This is a genomic window from Pedobacter sp. JY14-1 (genome assembly GCF_029269825.1).
In the GTDB taxonomy this organism is placed as follows: Bacteria; Bacteroidota; Bacteroidia; order Sphingobacteriales; family Sphingobacteriaceae; genus Pedobacter.
This window is the reverse complement of the sequence record NZ_JARJHU010000008.1, coordinates 420098-435352: the sequence shown is the minus strand read 5'-3', so window position 1 is coordinate 435352 and position 15255 is coordinate 420098. Positions and strand designations below refer to the sequence as shown.

The 15255-nt window shown below is 47.2% G+C and carries 14 protein-coding genes; 7 read left to right on the top strand and 7 right to left on the bottom strand.

Annotated elements, in window-relative coordinates; genetic code table 11:
- Positions 1-134 precede the first annotated feature (134 nt).
- Positions 135-1331: an AAA family ATPase gene (locus P2W84_RS15430; protein WP_276091053.1), complete on the top strand. Its 1197-nt coding sequence runs from the start codon at positions 135-137 to the stop codon at positions 1329-1331.
- 151 nt (positions 1332-1482) lie between these two features.
- On the opposite strand, the gene P2W84_RS15425 is transcribed toward P2W84_RS15430, so the two are convergent.
- Positions 1483-2256: a LuxR C-terminal-related transcriptional regulator gene (locus P2W84_RS15425; RefSeq protein WP_276091052.1), complete on the bottom strand. Its 774-nt coding sequence runs from the start codon at positions 2254-2256 to the stop codon at positions 1483-1485.
- A 149-nt stretch (positions 2257-2405) separates the two neighbouring features.
- Between P2W84_RS15425 and P2W84_RS15420 the strand changes: the two genes are divergently transcribed.
- Positions 2406-3173 (top strand): LuxR C-terminal-related transcriptional regulator, encoded by a 768-nt coding sequence (locus tag P2W84_RS15420; RefSeq protein ID WP_276091051.1) that lies wholly within the window; start codon positions 2406-2408, stop codon positions 3171-3173.
- Here P2W84_RS15420 and P2W84_RS15415 read toward each other — a convergent pair.
- Both P2W84_RS15415 and P2W84_RS15410 read right to left on the bottom strand, forming a co-directional pair.
- Positions 3170-3799: a PKD domain-containing protein gene (locus tag P2W84_RS15415; protein WP_276091050.1), complete on the bottom strand. Its 630-nt coding sequence runs from the start codon at positions 3797-3799 to the stop codon at positions 3170-3172. The two genes, P2W84_RS15420 and P2W84_RS15415, sit on opposite strands and share 4 nt — an antisense overlap.
- 34 nt (positions 3800-3833) lie before the next feature.
- Entirely contained in the window at positions 3834-5852 is a 2019-nt protein-coding gene (locus P2W84_RS15410; RefSeq protein ID WP_276091049.1) for a hypothetical protein, read from the bottom strand.
- A 345-nt stretch (positions 5853-6197) separates the two neighbouring features.
- On the opposite strand from P2W84_RS15410, the gene P2W84_RS15405 reads away from it, so the two are divergent.
- The 3 genes from P2W84_RS15405 (at position 6198) to P2W84_RS15395 (ending at position 7778) form a co-directional block, all read left to right on the top strand.
- Positions 6198-6845 (top strand): DUF6266 family protein, encoded by a 648-nt coding sequence (locus tag P2W84_RS15405; protein WP_276091048.1) that lies wholly within the window; start codon positions 6198-6200, stop codon positions 6843-6845.
- A 61-nt stretch (positions 6846-6906) separates the two neighbouring features.
- Positions 6907-7281, top strand: a complete 375-nt coding sequence (locus tag P2W84_RS15400; RefSeq protein ID WP_276091047.1) for a hypothetical protein — start codon at positions 6907-6909, stop codon at positions 7279-7281.
- Complete coding sequence (locus P2W84_RS15395) at positions 7200-7778, top strand: peptidoglycan-binding protein (RefSeq protein WP_276091046.1); 579 nt, start codon at positions 7200-7202, stop codon at positions 7776-7778. The genes P2W84_RS15400 and P2W84_RS15395 overlap by 82 nt, the downstream gene beginning before the upstream one ends.
- Positions 7779-7802: 24 nt before the next feature.
- On the opposite strand, the gene P2W84_RS15390 is transcribed toward P2W84_RS15395, so the two are convergent.
- Together P2W84_RS15390 and P2W84_RS15385 are read right to left on the bottom strand one after the other, a co-directional pair.
- The gene (locus P2W84_RS15390; RefSeq protein ID WP_276091045.1) at positions 7803-9584 is read right to left on the bottom strand and encodes an ATP-binding protein; all 1782 of its coding nucleotides are present in this window, start codon (positions 9582-9584) and stop codon (positions 7803-7805) included.
- A gap of 90 nt (positions 9585-9674) precedes the next feature.
- Complete coding sequence (locus tag P2W84_RS15385) at positions 9675-10649, bottom strand: YihY/virulence factor BrkB family protein (RefSeq protein WP_276091044.1); 975 nt, start codon at positions 10647-10649, stop codon at positions 9675-9677.
- 214 nt (positions 10650-10863) lie between these two features.
- Between P2W84_RS15385 and P2W84_RS15380 the strand changes: the two genes are divergently transcribed.
- The gene (locus tag P2W84_RS15380) at positions 10864-11322 is read left to right on the top strand and encodes a pyridoxamine 5'-phosphate oxidase family protein (RefSeq protein ID WP_276091043.1); all 459 of its coding nucleotides are present in this window, start codon (positions 10864-10866) and stop codon (positions 11320-11322) included.
- 64 nt (positions 11323-11386) lie between these two features.
- On the opposite strand, the gene P2W84_RS15375 is transcribed toward P2W84_RS15380, so the two are convergent.
- Together P2W84_RS15375 and P2W84_RS15370 are read right to left on the bottom strand one after the other, a co-directional pair.
- Positions 11387-12805: a L,D-transpeptidase family protein gene (locus P2W84_RS15375; RefSeq protein WP_276091042.1), complete on the bottom strand. Its 1419-nt coding sequence runs from the start codon at positions 12803-12805 to the stop codon at positions 11387-11389.
- A 4-nt stretch (positions 12806-12809) separates the two neighbouring features.
- Positions 12810-13811, bottom strand: coding sequence for a 2-hydroxyacid dehydrogenase (locus tag P2W84_RS15370; RefSeq protein ID WP_276091041.1), 1002 nt, complete (start codon positions 13809-13811; stop codon positions 12810-12812).
- A gap of 678 nt (positions 13812-14489) precedes the next feature.
- On the opposite strand from P2W84_RS15370, the gene P2W84_RS15365 reads away from it, so the two are divergent.
- On the top strand, positions 14490-14855 hold the full coding sequence (locus tag P2W84_RS15365) for a divalent metal cation transporter (protein ID WP_276091375.1): 366 nt from the start codon (positions 14490-14492) through the stop codon (positions 14853-14855).
- Positions 14856-15255 lie beyond the last annotated feature (400 nt).

Sequence of the window (15255 nt, the reverse complement as noted above, 5' to 3'; positions counted from 1 at the left end):
GGTTCAAGAGATTCCTCGTATTCTCGGAATGACGACAGCGCATCGGCTTACTTTTGCGAGTGCTGAATTTTTCCGAATTAAATTGTATCCTGTAAAATACGATTTATATTAAAAAGTGTATTTTTGAAGATACGATGGAAGCTTTAATCAACAAGTACCGCAGGCTGCTCAGCATAGACATATCGGGCTACAGGAGGTCCCTCAATGACAAGATCAATTGGGATGCCAGGGCGATTTGCATAGAAGGTGCCAGAGGAACCGGAAAGTCAACGCTGATGCTGCAGCGCATCAAGAGCGCATTACCGCTTGACTTAACGCTTTACACCTCTCTTGACGATCTATATTTTCGGCAAAATAGTCTTGTTGATGTTGCAGAGCGATTTTATAGTCTGGGTGGGCGTTATTTATTTCTCGATGAGGTTCATAAATACAACGATTGGCAAACAGCTGTCAAAAATATCTACGATTTTCTTCCGGAGATGAACCTGGTTATTTCAGGCTCCTCTATTCTGGAGTTGCAGCGTTCACGTGCCGATCTGAGCAGGAGGGTGCTGCATTATCACTTGCCGGAACTTTCGTTCAGGGAATATTTAGGACTAAGACATGGGATAGACGCACCGATTTACACTTTAGAAGATATATTAGGTAATCATGGTACAATTGCCGGAGAATTAAACAAATTTTTAAAGTCACCGTTAAAGCTGATGCGGGAATATCTGACTTTCGGGGCATACCCATTTATCGTCGAAGGGGAAGGTTATTTTCTGATGCGGGTAAATCAGCTGATCAATGTGATCATTGATTATGATCTTCCGGAAGCGAAGGTTCTGGAATCTGTTACGCTGGCCAAGTTGAAAAAGCTGTTGTATATCATTTCTACTTCTGTGCCCTTTCAGCCCAACACAACCAAGCTGGCCGCCCTGACCGACACCTCTAGGAGCAGGTTGCTGGACATGCTGCACATACTGGAACAATCCCAGTTGATCCACAACCTGCGATCATCGGTACACGGAATCAGCCTGATGAATAAACCCGATAAGATTTATTTACATAACACAAGTTTGATTGCTGCCCTTGCGGAGGGAAACCCCGATACCGGTAATCTCCGGGAGACCTTTTTTCTGGCCCAGGTCCGAAATTCAGGTGCGACAGTCACTTATCCGAAAACTGGAGACTTCATGGTAAATGACAAATACTTATTTGAAGTAGGTGGCAAGAATAAAACAGCTGCTCAGATCCGCGGCAATGAATCTGCTTTTGTCGTTGCAGATGATATTGAGTTTGGCTTCGCAAATAAAATTCCGCTGTGGCTCTTCGGCTTTCTCTTTTAAAAGAAAATTCTGAAAGGTTGTGGGTTGTGATAATTTTAGTTTTTATGGTTCAAGAGATTCCTCGTATCCTCGGAATGACGACAGAGCACCAGATTATAATTAGTATTTCTACCGCCCCCCGGAGCTTTTTCCAGGATATCCTTTTCCATGACTAAATATCCTTTTTCCTTTTCATCATTTTGAACGCCAGTTCAACGGTTGATTTCGAATTGGTTTTTTTAAGGATCTGCTTCCTGTGACCGTCTACGGTAAGTTTGCTGATGAAAAGCTCTTCTGCGATCTGGCCGCTGGTCTTTCCCTGCATCATGAGGTCCAATATTACTTTTTCTCTTTTGCTCAGCGGTGATTTTTCAGGGATGTAAGCTACCTGGCCGATACTTACATCGTAATAGCTGGGTTCTCCATTCAAACCCAGAAAGGATAAGGAAGAGCCATTGGTCTTTTTTAAATGAGAGATGATGGTATGTACGCCAAGTACCCTTAGTACTGCACCATTCTCTTCACTTTGTATCGTAACCACCTGCTGGAGAATCCGGATGTATTTGCCATCGCGCCTTTTGACACGGTAGTCATAGCTCACTTTATAGCTCATCACTTTTTCCGGCGGGAGTGCATTGAAAAATGAAGTAACCTTATTCTCAAAGTCCAGGAAATAGTTGATATCCTCAGGGTGTATTATAGATAGCAGATATTCGATGGTAAAGTCTTCAGCTTGATCAAGCCCCAGTATGCGCTTTACAGAATCGCTCACAAATTCCATCTGCGCTGTACCACAATTGAAAATGTAATGATAGTGATCGCCTACATGAAAGATATCCAGTAATCTTTTGTAAACATCCAGCTCAAACGAAAAGTCGTCTGAAGTCCTGTGCTTAGCGATATTCAGCCAGGTCTTCTTTACTTCGTCAAATTTTATGACCCCCATATTGACGCGCGTTAAGCAACAAATATAGGACAGCGCCTTGTGAAGCGCAATCAATCTCTTCAGAAAATTGATAAAACACCTATATGTGGGGGTTTTCGGGAGCTCCAGTTTTGAGGATTTTTACCTGGCACGATTTGACCGTTATACAAATGAAAAAAAGCTCCTTTGATCACATTAAACAGACCTGGAGGGAAGTGGCAAGGTACAACAGGAATGATGATTTCTCTTTTGAACTGGAGGTACATAAAAAGCTCCTCAATGCCTTTCATGTAGGCGACTATTATTTCTATGTCTTCAATTGTGCTACTGCGGAACTTGAATATGTAAGTGATCGGGTGGTCGCCATACTGGGAATGGACAGTCCTGATCAGCTTTCTGCCGAGTATCTGGTCAATAATATGCATCCAGATGATCGGCCCTATTTTTTTGAATTTGAGTCGAGGGTTGTCGACTTTCTGAAAACGCTTGGTCCGGAGCGGATCCTGAAATATAAAATGGCTTACGATTACCGGGTAAGGTCGACGAATGGAGATTATGTCCGGGTTCTTCAGCAATCAGTGACCATTCAGACTGACGATCTGGGGTCAGTCATCAGGACACTCGGTGTACATACCAATATTTCGCACCTGAAAAAGGATGGTCCCCCCTCACTTTCTTTTATTGGTCTGGAGGGGGAACCGAGTTTTCATGACGTGGGTCGCGGGCTGCTCGCCGGGCAATCAGGAATAGCGGCGCTTACCAAGAGGGAAGCGGAGATTCTGCAACTGCTGATCAAAGGCAATACCAGTAAGCAGATTGCAGCCTTGCTCTCGATCAGCAAACTCACAGCTGACAGGCACCGTAAGAACATGCTTCAAAAGGTGAATTGCCGCTCCACTACAGAACTTGCTATAAAAATGATGCAGCAGTTTTGCTAATCAATCGGAAGTATTAATGTGGTAGATGTAAGGTCAAACTTTCTGTGGCCGAACTTGGTCAGATAAAACCCTTCGGTCGTTCTGAAACCTTGTCCAACCAGTTTAAAGGACATGTCTATTCTGTCCTGTGAGGTATATATGGTGTCTGATGTGGCCCTGAAGGTGAGCTTATCTGAAACGTGTCTGTACTCGTTATAGATAACCCCGTCAAAGTAGAAGCAATTGATGTCGTCCAGATCGATAACCACGTTGTTGAATACCACAAAACTTGCCGTACCTGGTTTTACAACTATCGTTTTTTCTGTTGAGGCGGTTCCGCTGATCAGGCGTACCTTATAAGTGCCGGGCCTTTCGTAAGCGTGGACCGGATTGGCGTTTGTAGACTCGCTGCCGTCACCGAACACCCATTTGTAAGTCTCGGCGTTTTGAGAGGTGTTGGTAAACTGCACGGGTTGGGTCAGGTAATAATTAGTGGCTTCTGTGGTAAAGCTTAATTTTACTGCTGGCTTTTCAGGTTCGGGTTTCGGTTCTGGTGTGACGGTGGTGGCGTCCTTTTTACATCCCGCTGTTGTTGTGGCGATCAGCAAAATGGTTAGCGCATTGGTGATTACGTTTCTGTACTGCATGATAGGTCTATAATTTTCAAGTTGATTTCCGGTATTATCTGAAGCGTTGGATTTTTTTCAACAGGTTGTTGTACCCTGTTTTGGTAGTGGTGGTAAAGTCGGTGGATGTTACGTATTTGCCCAGATTTGTATTATAGATTACCGGCCAGGTGTACTGAGTGTAGCCCCCGTAAAATTCCAGCTCGAGATCTGTGGCATTCAAAGTCTTAATTTTGGCATACTGTACCCATTTGCTACCTGAAAGGTATTCCAGCCAACCATTTATGACACGGTACTCGCCCCAGCTTCCTGAACCCTGTCTTGGTGTTACCTCCTGAACGTAGGCCGTACCGGCTACGCAACTGGCTACAGCTTCATTCGGGCTAAGTATCTGAGTAGCCGATATGCCACTGTAATTGAAGGTAGTGGTAAATGTATAGGTGAGAGGGCCTACGGTAACCGGCACATACGACCAGGATTCGCAAACGATCGCATTGTTATAGCTTGTTTTGAAAACGTTGTAAATGTCTTTAACGTTACACGTTTCATTGACCAGGTTACAGCTTTGCGCTTTGGTGTCCGGGTCTATCTGGAACACTTCGTAGGCCTTCCATGTTTTCGATTTAAGTAGCGCAATGCTGTCTGCGGTGGAACGGAAGGTTGCCGGTATGGTGGCAGTGATGGTGTTGTTGATGTCCCTTTGTGTATAAGCGATCTGAAAGGTAAAGTTGGTTACTTCCCTGATATTGTTTTTAGGATTGGTTGCGATGATCTTCAAGCCTTTTCCGGCATCATTGGTCGCTGTTAACGTAATGTCTGTGTTGCTGATGTTGTTGATCGAAAGGTTATTCAAATCGAGGTCTGCGGTTTTATAACGCCGTACTGCACCAAATTGGCTACTAAGCGGATCAAATTTCGATGTGACTTTCTCCAGCGCCAATTTAATCACCGCTCCGGCCTTTGACCATAGGGCTGGTATCTTGTTGTATTCACTTATAAAGTTACCCTCAGACTTAAGTATATCCTTTGCAATGGGGACATTCGTGTCTGTATTGACCATGTTGCGGTAACTGCCGCTGATCTGCAACCAACTAGGACTGGAGGCAGTGAAATGAACCGCGGATAGGCTTTTTTCAGCCGATGCCAGCAGGGTGTTCAAACTCGATAGACGTACACTTTGAGCGCGGCCGGTGCCTGCAGAAAAGTCTGTCAGTTCATTTACAATCGGCTCCGTAGCTTGTATTAGGCCGCCGGTATCTCTGGCCTTTTTCGTTTGGACTATGGTGAACGAGGCTGATACCAAGAATAGCCCAATGGTATAAGGGTTGGGAAAGAGGCATGCAGCGGCTAACGATACGAGCGTGGCTGGAACAGATCCTACTGCAGATGATATATCTTTCAAATAGGCATTACTTAAGTTCTTAAACCTCGTACTTGCCTCTTCCGCAGATATACTTGCCCTCACACTGGCGAATCTGTTGCCATTGAACTGAACTTTATTGTTTTGCCGAGCGGATAGTGAGCGCATAAAATAAGCCATTTCTAACTTTTCGGTTTCAGAGGCTTTAGCGATCGACGCTTTCAGCTGGGCATTCAGCTGGCTGGCCAATTGGACCAACTGTAGGTCGGCAGCCGATGTATCCTGGGCGCTTTGCTGAGTGAGGCTATCCATCATCTCATCTGCCTGTGCTACAAAAGCGCTGATCACTGCATCGGGATCACTAATGGAGGCATAGGGGTCCACAGCAATTTTCAGCTCATTTTTTAGCGTCACTCCGGTAAGCTTAACCTGGTGTGTCCCTGCCGGAAGTACCGGTAGTAAAAACTGATATTGTTTGTCTCCGGTCTTGATCATGACGGTCTCTTTGCCGCCAACTGAAATGTTAATTTGCTCAGCGGCATTTGGCTCCTGCAAGTTGATGGTAACCATATCGAAGATCCCGTAGGTAGTCTTTTCCGGTGTGGCATCGACCGGGCTGTCAGGTTGTTCTGTGCCGTCCGGATCAGTTGGACTTGGGTTTTCCGATTTCTTCTTACATGCATTCAGGCATAGAAGGGTCAGGATAAAAAACAAAAAGAGAGGTTTGGTAAAATTTCGTAGCATAGCTTTTTAGATACTTTCGTTTGCAAAGCTATCTGGATGTAAAATTTCCGACAATACCTATAAGTTGGTGTTTACCGGTGAATGAAGATGTACAAATTTTTAAAATTTTTTTTTCGGCATTTATCGTGTTGTAGACTGCGTTTTTCGGGTTTTACTGGCCGGGGGTACGGGACCACCGGGACTACCGGGAATTCATCTTTTTATTTCCCTTTGTGGTGTTATCAGGCAAGGCGATGCAGTAGTTGGTCCGGACAGCTGAAGCAGTCAGACAGGGTAACGAATAAACAGATTTATTAATTTTTAAAACTTACAAAAATGGGAGTTATTCATCAGGGAATCCTCGGCGGATTCCGCAACAAAACAGGTTCAGTAGTAGGCGCGTTCTGGCGCTCGCTCAATGTCATGAAAGGTTTGCCGAAGAAAAGCAGCAAACCACCTACCGATGCGCAAAAGGAGGTACGCGACAAGTTTGGTCTGGTCACTAATTTTCTGAGCTGGATATCGCCACTTGTCGAAGTTGGCTTTAAGGGCCTCAGTGGGGTAAGAACAGCAATGAACGCTGCGGTTGCTTACCACATTGAAAATGCGCTGACGGGCGTTTGGCCTGCATTGAACATCGATTATACCAAGGTCATGTTCAGCAAAGGCAAACTGGCGCTGCCGTCCAACATCACGATCGCGACCACTGTCGATGCCCAGATCGATTTCAGCTGGGCCAACCTGAGCAATGATGGAAAGTATCAGGATGCTACCGACAAGGCCACGATTATGGTGTACAACCCGGTGAAGCAGGAGTTTGTCGTGTTGCAGCAAATTGTGGCGCGTTCAGCGATGAGCTATGACCTGGCTGTTCCTGCCAATTTCTCAGGCGACACGGTGCATTGCTACATCAGCTTTAACTCTGTAAAGACTAAAGGGCTTGTCTCTGAAAGTTATTACGCAGGAGCGCTGGAAGTGCAATAATTTTAACCGATCCGGGGCCTGAATGGCTCCGGATCTTTTAAATCACATTAACAAAAGAACAATGAAATATTTAAATGAAACAGTTGGGTTATCTGGCCGCCGCCGGGAAACCCATGTCCTCTTTCTCTTCTTCGGGCTGCTTGCGTTGCTTTGGCCTGTTGCCCAGCGGTCGGTGCAGTTATTTGATCCGTTGAGTGGTGGTATCGACCCGAACATTTGGCTGCTGATCCTGCTTAGCCTGATCACTTTCCTTTTATTAGCAGGTGTAGTTTGGTGGCTGCTGAAACGCTGCTGGACGGCGATTGGACTTCCGCAAACAGAGGTATTGATGATACAATTTAAAAAACTGGAGTTATGGCAGCAATTAGGTTTTTACCTGGGCTCATTTGCCTGGCTATTGTTTGTGGCAGCCCTTTGTTTGCTGGCCATCTGCTGAAGACTGGTGTTGCGCGCATTGGTCATATAAATCACAGGAACGTTCAATCAAATTATAAAGCGTATGAAAACATCATCAGAATTGCCCGAAAGGAAATCGGGGTTAGGGAAGGAGTTACTCAAAATAGTGGTCAGAGAGTTGGTGAGTATCTTAGGTACGTGGGTATTGGGCAGGCGGCGCCGTGGTGCGCGGCCTGGGTAAGCTGGGTACACCACCGGGCCGGATATGCTTTGCCCCGGACAGCCTGGAGCCCGGCATTGTTTCCCAGGTCGCGGCTAGTCGAACATGCTGCGCCCGGAAACGTATTTGGCATTTACATGCCGTCGATGAAACGCATCGCCCATTGCGGGATTGTGGAAAGCGCAAACGGTGACTGGCGTGTAACCATCGAGGGCAATACCAACAATTCGGGGGGCAGGGAAGGGGACGGCGTTTACAGGCGGACAAGACACAAGCGGAGCATCAGGGCTTACGCAGACTGGACAGGGGGCGAGTGATCGCTCCCTGCTACTTGTCTGCCCTTAATTTTTATTTCTTTTGGCTACCGCTTCTAACCTTTCCTGAAGATCGTCGGCCTTAAAAGGCTTCAGCATAAAATCGTCAAGATAACGGCTGTTGTCATGGCCGTCCATTGAAGCGCCTATCGAGGCGGTCACCGCAATGATATGCACCGACGCTTTTCGCGGATCAGTCAATTCGCGGATCCTCCTGGAAGCCTCAAAGCCATCCATGACGGGCATGTTGATGTCCATGAGCACAACGTCAAAATCGCCGTTTTCCATAGCGGCCAGGGCTTCCTGGCCGTTTCCGGCAACCACAGGTGTAATGCCCCACAGACCGAGCACTTTTTTCATGATCATTACGTTGACCAGCTCGTCTTCTGCGACAAGAACCCTAAGCTCCTGAAGTGCTTTAGCAGGCCAGTTATCCTTACCACCGTCCTCCTTCGGAGATACAATCGGTGGTGTTGCCAGTTCGTAGCTGATCGAAAAACTAAAGTTTGTCCCTTGCCCTTCAACACTCTTCAGCACAAGTTCACTTCCATGCAGGCAAACCAGCCGGTGTGCAATCGTTAGTCCAAGCCCCGTGCCGTGATAATGTCGCCTCGACCTGTGCTGCACTTGAACGAATGGATCAAAGATAGAGGTCTGGCGGTCTTCGGGAATGCCGATACCCGAATCGGTAATGCTAAATCGTATGGTAATTGTGGTGTCGGTTTTTTGTCCTATCACCGCCGAAAGGCTGATAAAGCCTTCATGGGTGAATTTAACTGAGTTTCCAACCAGGTTAAACAGTATGTGCACCAATTTAACCTTATCGCCTTTGATCCATAAGGGATCCATCCGCTCGTCAACACTACAATGAAAAGCGATATGCTTTTCGTCGCATTTCGGTCTGAAGGTACCACATAAGTTCCGGATCATTTCGGCAGGTGCGAAGACTTCAGTCTCGAGTTTCGCGCCAACCGCATCCAGACGGTTAAAGTCGAGAATGTCATTGATGATGGCCATTAGGTTGTCCGCGGAGAAACGGAGCACCCGCATGTTTTCCAACTGGTCCTCCCGGGGACCGGTCTTCATCAGGATATCCGATATCCCGATCACCGCGTTTAGCGGTGTCCTGAGTTCGTGTGACATCGTTGAGAGGAAATTGGTCTTTGCCTCAGCCAGAACCTCCGCCGCGACCAACGCTTCTTTGAGTTCTCCTTTTAGTCGCTTTTCCTTCGCATAGGCCATTCGGAGGGCCTTAATGTAGAAGTAATGGATGAAGATGAGCAGGCCAAAGTTAAATATCAGTGCGATACTGAATGCACCATGATGGATAAATTGATGGTTCAACAGAAAACTGGGGCCGGCTCTGTCCAAACCTATAATGGATACGGCGATCGGCAGGATGACAAAGAAGGAGTAAAATGTTCCCCAGCGTTCTTCCAGTGTATAAAAGCTCAGGGAAAGGACGATCACGGCATACTGAAGCGTAACCACGTTAACTCCCTGAAAGTAGACAACGATGTTTGTCCATACCAGCAGGCAAAGTGTCGTCAGCAGCAAGTGGGCAGTGATCTTCCATTTGCCCGGGAGATACAGTACACCAATACCAACGGAGAATAGGGCGATGAGCACAAGCGACCTGAGCAGGAGTAAGTACCAGCCTTCGGCTATGAAGATGCCGACATGGATCAAAGAAAGGCCAATAAACGAAAGCGATACCTTCATCAGTAACCTGATGCGCGCCTTATTCGATCTGGATTCTGATTGGACAAGCTCCAGGTACTTCGTCCTCAGTTTAATTAGCCCGTTCATGAGAAAGCAAGTTCCTCATAAACATTTGATATACCAAATGGTTTATGCGGTGGTCACTTTCAGGTCAATCCAGGTATCTTATTTTGGTTTTTATTTGGTGTCAGCCTTTGTAGACCCGGGAACAGTACCTTCTGTCTGCTGCACAGAACTGTTCCCCGTTTCAACTTCGACTTCCTTGGTCGTAACCGCATAGTGCGCAGGCTTGATTTCGTCGCCGTATTTCATGGCAAAGGCTTTGGTAAACTCAGCGCCGAAGTAGAGGATAATGGAAGAATAATAGGTCCATAGCAGGACGACGACCAGCGAGCCTGCGGCACCGTAGGTGCTGCCCACATCGCTTTTGCCGATGTATATCGATATGGCGACCTTGCCGATCATAAACAATATCGCCGTTACGACTGCCCCAAGCGCAACATCCTTCCATTTGATGATCGCGTCGGGCAATACTTTATAAATGACCCCAAATATCAACGAGATGACCAGCAACGTAACCACCATATTGATTATATAGAAGACCACAACGGAGATGTCTGCGTATTTGGCCTTCAGCATCTCACTGAATGCATCGAGAAGGGTGTTTATACCCAGAGAAACCAGCAGCACAAAGCCCAGGCTGATGATGACAGAAAAGGACAGAAACCGGTTTTTTAATAACTTCAGCCAGCCACGTTTGGGCTTCGGCTTGAGGCCCCAGATCATGTTTATGGAATCCTGAATATCGCTGAAAACGGTGGTAGCGCCTACAAGCAAGGTAACGATGCCGATAATGAAGGCGACAACACCCTTATCACCGATTGACGCTTTACGGATAAGGTCTTGCATGGTCAGTGCGGTATCTGGCCCCAGGAAGCCTTCAAGTTGCCTGTAAATTTCGCCCTGGGCAGCTTCCTGGCCGAGGAACAAGCCGCACAGCGAGATGATCACGACCAGCAAAGGGGCCATAGAAAACACGGTATAATAGGCCAGGGAGCCGCTCAACTTAGTAACCTTGTGATCGGAAAACCCGGAAAATGAGTCTTTTAATACCTGCCAGATGCCTTTTAAAGTGATTTTATTTTTACCCATACAATTACCTTTTGAGAGACAACTGCAATTAAGATGATATTGTTTAGGTTTAGTTAAGTTCTGTCCGGGCGCTAATGTCGGCATAAGTCCTGAAGATCTTCTATGGAGGATTTGGCATCGCCCGAAAGCATGTGATGATAATCAGTACGTTTATGTGATCTCCGTCACTCCAGACAGGTACAGGACGGGGTTATCTTTATTAAAACTCCAGCTCATGTTAGGAACACTTACTACAAAGGAAATTGACAGGCTGCTAACCAGCCAGGTTACCGGCCGGCTAGGCTGTGTGCTTAATGATCAGCCATACATCGTCCCGATCAATTATGTCTATAGGGATGCGGCAATTTATGCACATTCAGGTCCGGGCAATAAAATAGATGCCATGCGCAAAAATCCCTTGGTCTGCTTTCAGGTAGACGAAGTCATCAGTGTTTTCAACTGGAAGAGTGCGATCATATGGGGTACATTCGAAGAACTGACAGACCCCGCTAAAAAACAACAGGCCATGCAGGGGATCATTCACCGGCTGATGCCGCTGAACACAGCTCCGTCACACCATCCTTCACATGGAATCGTCTCCAGTGAAACGGATCTTGCAAATAAGGAAATCATCATTTATCGTATCAATATCACTCAAAAATCAGGACGCTTTGAACAGCCGTCTGATTTTTAGGCAACAGCTTGATCAAATCGAAAGGTGACGGCTGTCTTTTCCGGAAAAATGAGCCAAGGTATGTTCACATGGCGGTGTGAGAAGTCGAGGCCAGTTGGCCGGTGAGGTTATATAGCCTGGCTTCCAGTTGACGGTCCAACTGGTAGATGTCCTTATAGCGTTCCAGCCGGCCCTCCTCAACTGCACAGGTCAGGTAAGTTACCCGGACCGGCACCGGTTTTCTGAGCCGGAAATCAGACCTCAGGTAGCGTTTGACATTGCGGTGCATCAAGGGTATCTGATCGGATGCCCCGTCGTACTTCAGCAGCAGTTCTGCAAGCGCTACTGCCTTTTGCACCCGGATACAGCCGTGGCTTAACGACCTGATCCGGCGGTCAAAAAGCTTCTGGTCGGGACTGTCGTGCAGATAAACATCGAAGTTATTGGGAAACCGGAAGACCACTTGTCCCAGGGCATTGTCGCAACCTGACGACTGTCTTAGCTGGTAAAGCGAGGGATTGCGTTTGATATCCTTGATTACGAGACTGTTGACAGGTATATATTCTCCGTTCTTATTGTACAGCGAATAATTGTGCGTTTCAAAATACCGGGTGTCTGCGAGGGCTTTGGGCAACAGCTCACGGATGAATATCCGGTGCGGTACATTCCAGTCCGGAGCAGTAGTAAAATAACCGATAGCACTGGACAAGACCGGGGTGGGGTGATCTGGCTTACCGACAATGACCTTGAAGGTGTACATGGAGTCAGGTTCATGCAATTTGAGCGTATAAGAGGGGATGTTGATGTGCAGATAAGGTCCGGGGCCGAAATTTTCCCAGCGCAGCCGTTCCATATTAATGGCGGCCAGACGCACATCCGCCTCGGGCACCTCATAGCAGTCGCCTGTGTACTGGCCCTTCACCAGCCGCATGTATTCCTGCAGTTCCTGGTAAGCTTTGGTTTTTGGCTGTACGGAGGTGATTACCGGCATCAAGTCCTGGTGCTTATACGCTTCAATTAAAAAGCGGTCTGCATGGAATGGCAGGTCCCTGCCGTCGTCAATACGCTCGGAAGTAAATTCCGGGTTAAATTTTCCGTAGTGCAGGTGGTTAATGAAAGTAATCAGTGCATCCGACAGCACGATATCAAATCTGGCAGCTATATCCGGCCCGAGTTCACCTGGCTTTTCCAGCAGGGTGTGCAAAGTATCGTAAGAAAGCTCGTAAGGATGATAATCAGCATGTGCCAGGCCGAATTGCAGTACACAGTCGATCAGCAGCATGGCTTGCCAGGTTTTGCCCATGTCAGCCTGAGGTTTAATCCAGATGGGCTGACTTCCGTTGCCGGCATAAAGCCGCTTTACCGATAAAGGGAAATGCAAGCCGAGTTCAGCGGAGCCCGACGCCAGCTGGCGGGACAGTTCGGCGGTGATATCCCGTTCCTGCGCCTGGGCGCAGGAGCTGAGTATAAGTAGGGTTAACAGCAGGGTCAGTAGCTTTTTCATGGCCTTAATGTTTGTTTGCAACCGCAGTTTCAGACACTTCTGTCCCGGTAAAAGATTTGTTCCACTGTTCAAGTATGGCAATGGATTGCCGGGCAATATCCTCCAGGGCTTCGACCGTCATGAAAGCCTGGTGCGGAGTGATCAGCGCCCGGTCGTGGTTCATGAGTTTGGAAAGCACCGCATCCCTTGTCTGGTCAGCTTCATGGTCCCCGAAAAAGATCCCATCCTCAAACTCGTAAACATCGGCGCCATAATACCCGATCTTGCCGGCGTCCAGTGCGGTGATCAGTTCGGCAGTATTGACCAGTGCACCTCTGGCAGTGTTGATCAGCATTACCCCGCTTTTCATTTGCCCGATCGCTTCATGACTGATCATGTAACGGGTATGTTCGTTCAGCGGGGCGTGAAGTGAGATGATGTCACTGTTTTCATACAGATAGTTAAGGGATACCTGGTTTACTCCCGGGCAGTCCTGTTCAGGGTCCGTATCATAACTGATGACATTACAGCCGAATCCCTGAAAGATCGCGGCTGTTACTTTTCCGATATGGCCCAGGCCGATGATGCCAACCGTTTTTCCATGGATATTGAAACCTGTCAGGCCATCAAGGGTAAAATCATAATCCCTGGTCTTGCTGAGCGATTTGGCCAGATGCCTGTTTAGCGCCAGGGTTAACATCAATGCATGTTCGGCAACCGCATAAGGGCTGTAACCCGGAATGTTTTTAACAGCAATATGATGTTTTTCAGCAGCCTTGAGGTCTATGTGGTCGGTCCCCGATGATCTTGTCAGTATATAGCGGACGCCAAGTTTCGCCAGGTTCGCGATTACCGCACAGGAAAGGTCGTCATTGGTAAACACGATGACGGCCTGGTGGCCTGCAGCGTAGTGAACGGAGTTTGTATCGAGGGTAGCTGAATTCCAGGTCAGTTCATGCCTGTCCGCATTTGCCCTGATAAAGGGTTCCTTTTCTTCCTTTTTGCTGCTGTAGATGATTGCTTTCATAATTATTGTTGGTTGATACTTCAAAACTAAGCGGAGATCAATTGCATATAAGTGATAATCATCATGTTAGGATGTGACTGTTGTCAAATGGTATCCCGGCTGGGGACTCCTTTAAGCTTGTATCAACGGCAGTAGATGCGCAACCGAGCTTTTGGTGCAAAGGCTTGTTTGAATGTAATGGTTACAATGGTCATCGGAGTAATCTTGAAGGGGTAAAAATCGCTGATGTGAGCTGAACGATGCGTGACATTCGTTTGCCTTATAGGTGATCGTGATCATCTGTTTTCAGGAAGGCAGAAACTACTTTGCGTTGAAAATCAATGATAATGGCTAAGAAAAATACGGGCCGGCTAAGCAAAATCCTATTATCCGTGACCATTACCCAAAGCGAATCCTGTACCTGTCTACAATGCTGGTCGTTGTCGCCAATACCATCAACATCGGTGCGGACATTGGCGCCATGGCGGCGGCCGCCGGCTTACTTATGCCATTGCCCCTGACGGTACTTACCCTCCTGTTTACCGTAGCTATCCTTGTACTCGAAATTTCTCGAGCTATCGGTTATATACAAGAGTGTTAAAATGGCTTGCACTGTTCCTGCTGGCCTATCCCGCAACGTTGCTCATCATTGATATCCCCTGGGGAGGTGATGTATGAAAGTATAGTGCCGAAGATCGAATTCAGACGGGCTTATTTTTTTATCATCGTCGGTGTTTTTGGGACGACCATTTTGCCCTACATGTTTTTTGGCAGTCTTCACAGGTAGTAGAAGAGGAAACGCGACGAGATGAGGCGAAACCCCCCAGCGGACTGCGCCTGAAGAAGCACATTAGTGTGATGCGCCTGGACAATGCAATTGGTATGGTCGTATCCGAAATCACTACCTGGTGCATTCTGCTGGTTTCGGCAAGTACATTGAATGTGGCGGGCATCACACATATCGCAAGCGCCGCAGATGCGGCCCGGGCACTTGAACCACTGGTAGATTTCTGCGGTAATACTGATCGTCGTCACTTTCGCAGGCAAGTAAGATCAAGTTTTTAATCAGATCAAATGATTTCCTCTGACATTAACAGTCTGTATTGCCAACCGGGAGTTCGGAGATCGCCTGCGAGTTGTTCGTGCGTGATCGTTAATCAAATTGATGTCACGCAGAAAATAGAAGCTGCAGCAAATGCGCCTATTGAGAGGCGCTCACATATACTTTCGCTCCACAGTTGTTACAGCGGTAACGTTTCAGGTCTTTCCAGAAAAACAATAGTTTCACAAGCGGGGCCCGGGGCACACGGGTATCCAGCAATCCCTTTTTACATTTTGGACAATGACTGTAGGTTTTCACCTTATCCAGCCAATTCAATTCTTCTTTTTGCACGGCTCTGTATAAAAAATAAACAACTTTTTCGTCAATAGGATGACGGTATTAATTTGGCCCGTTTATTTTTCA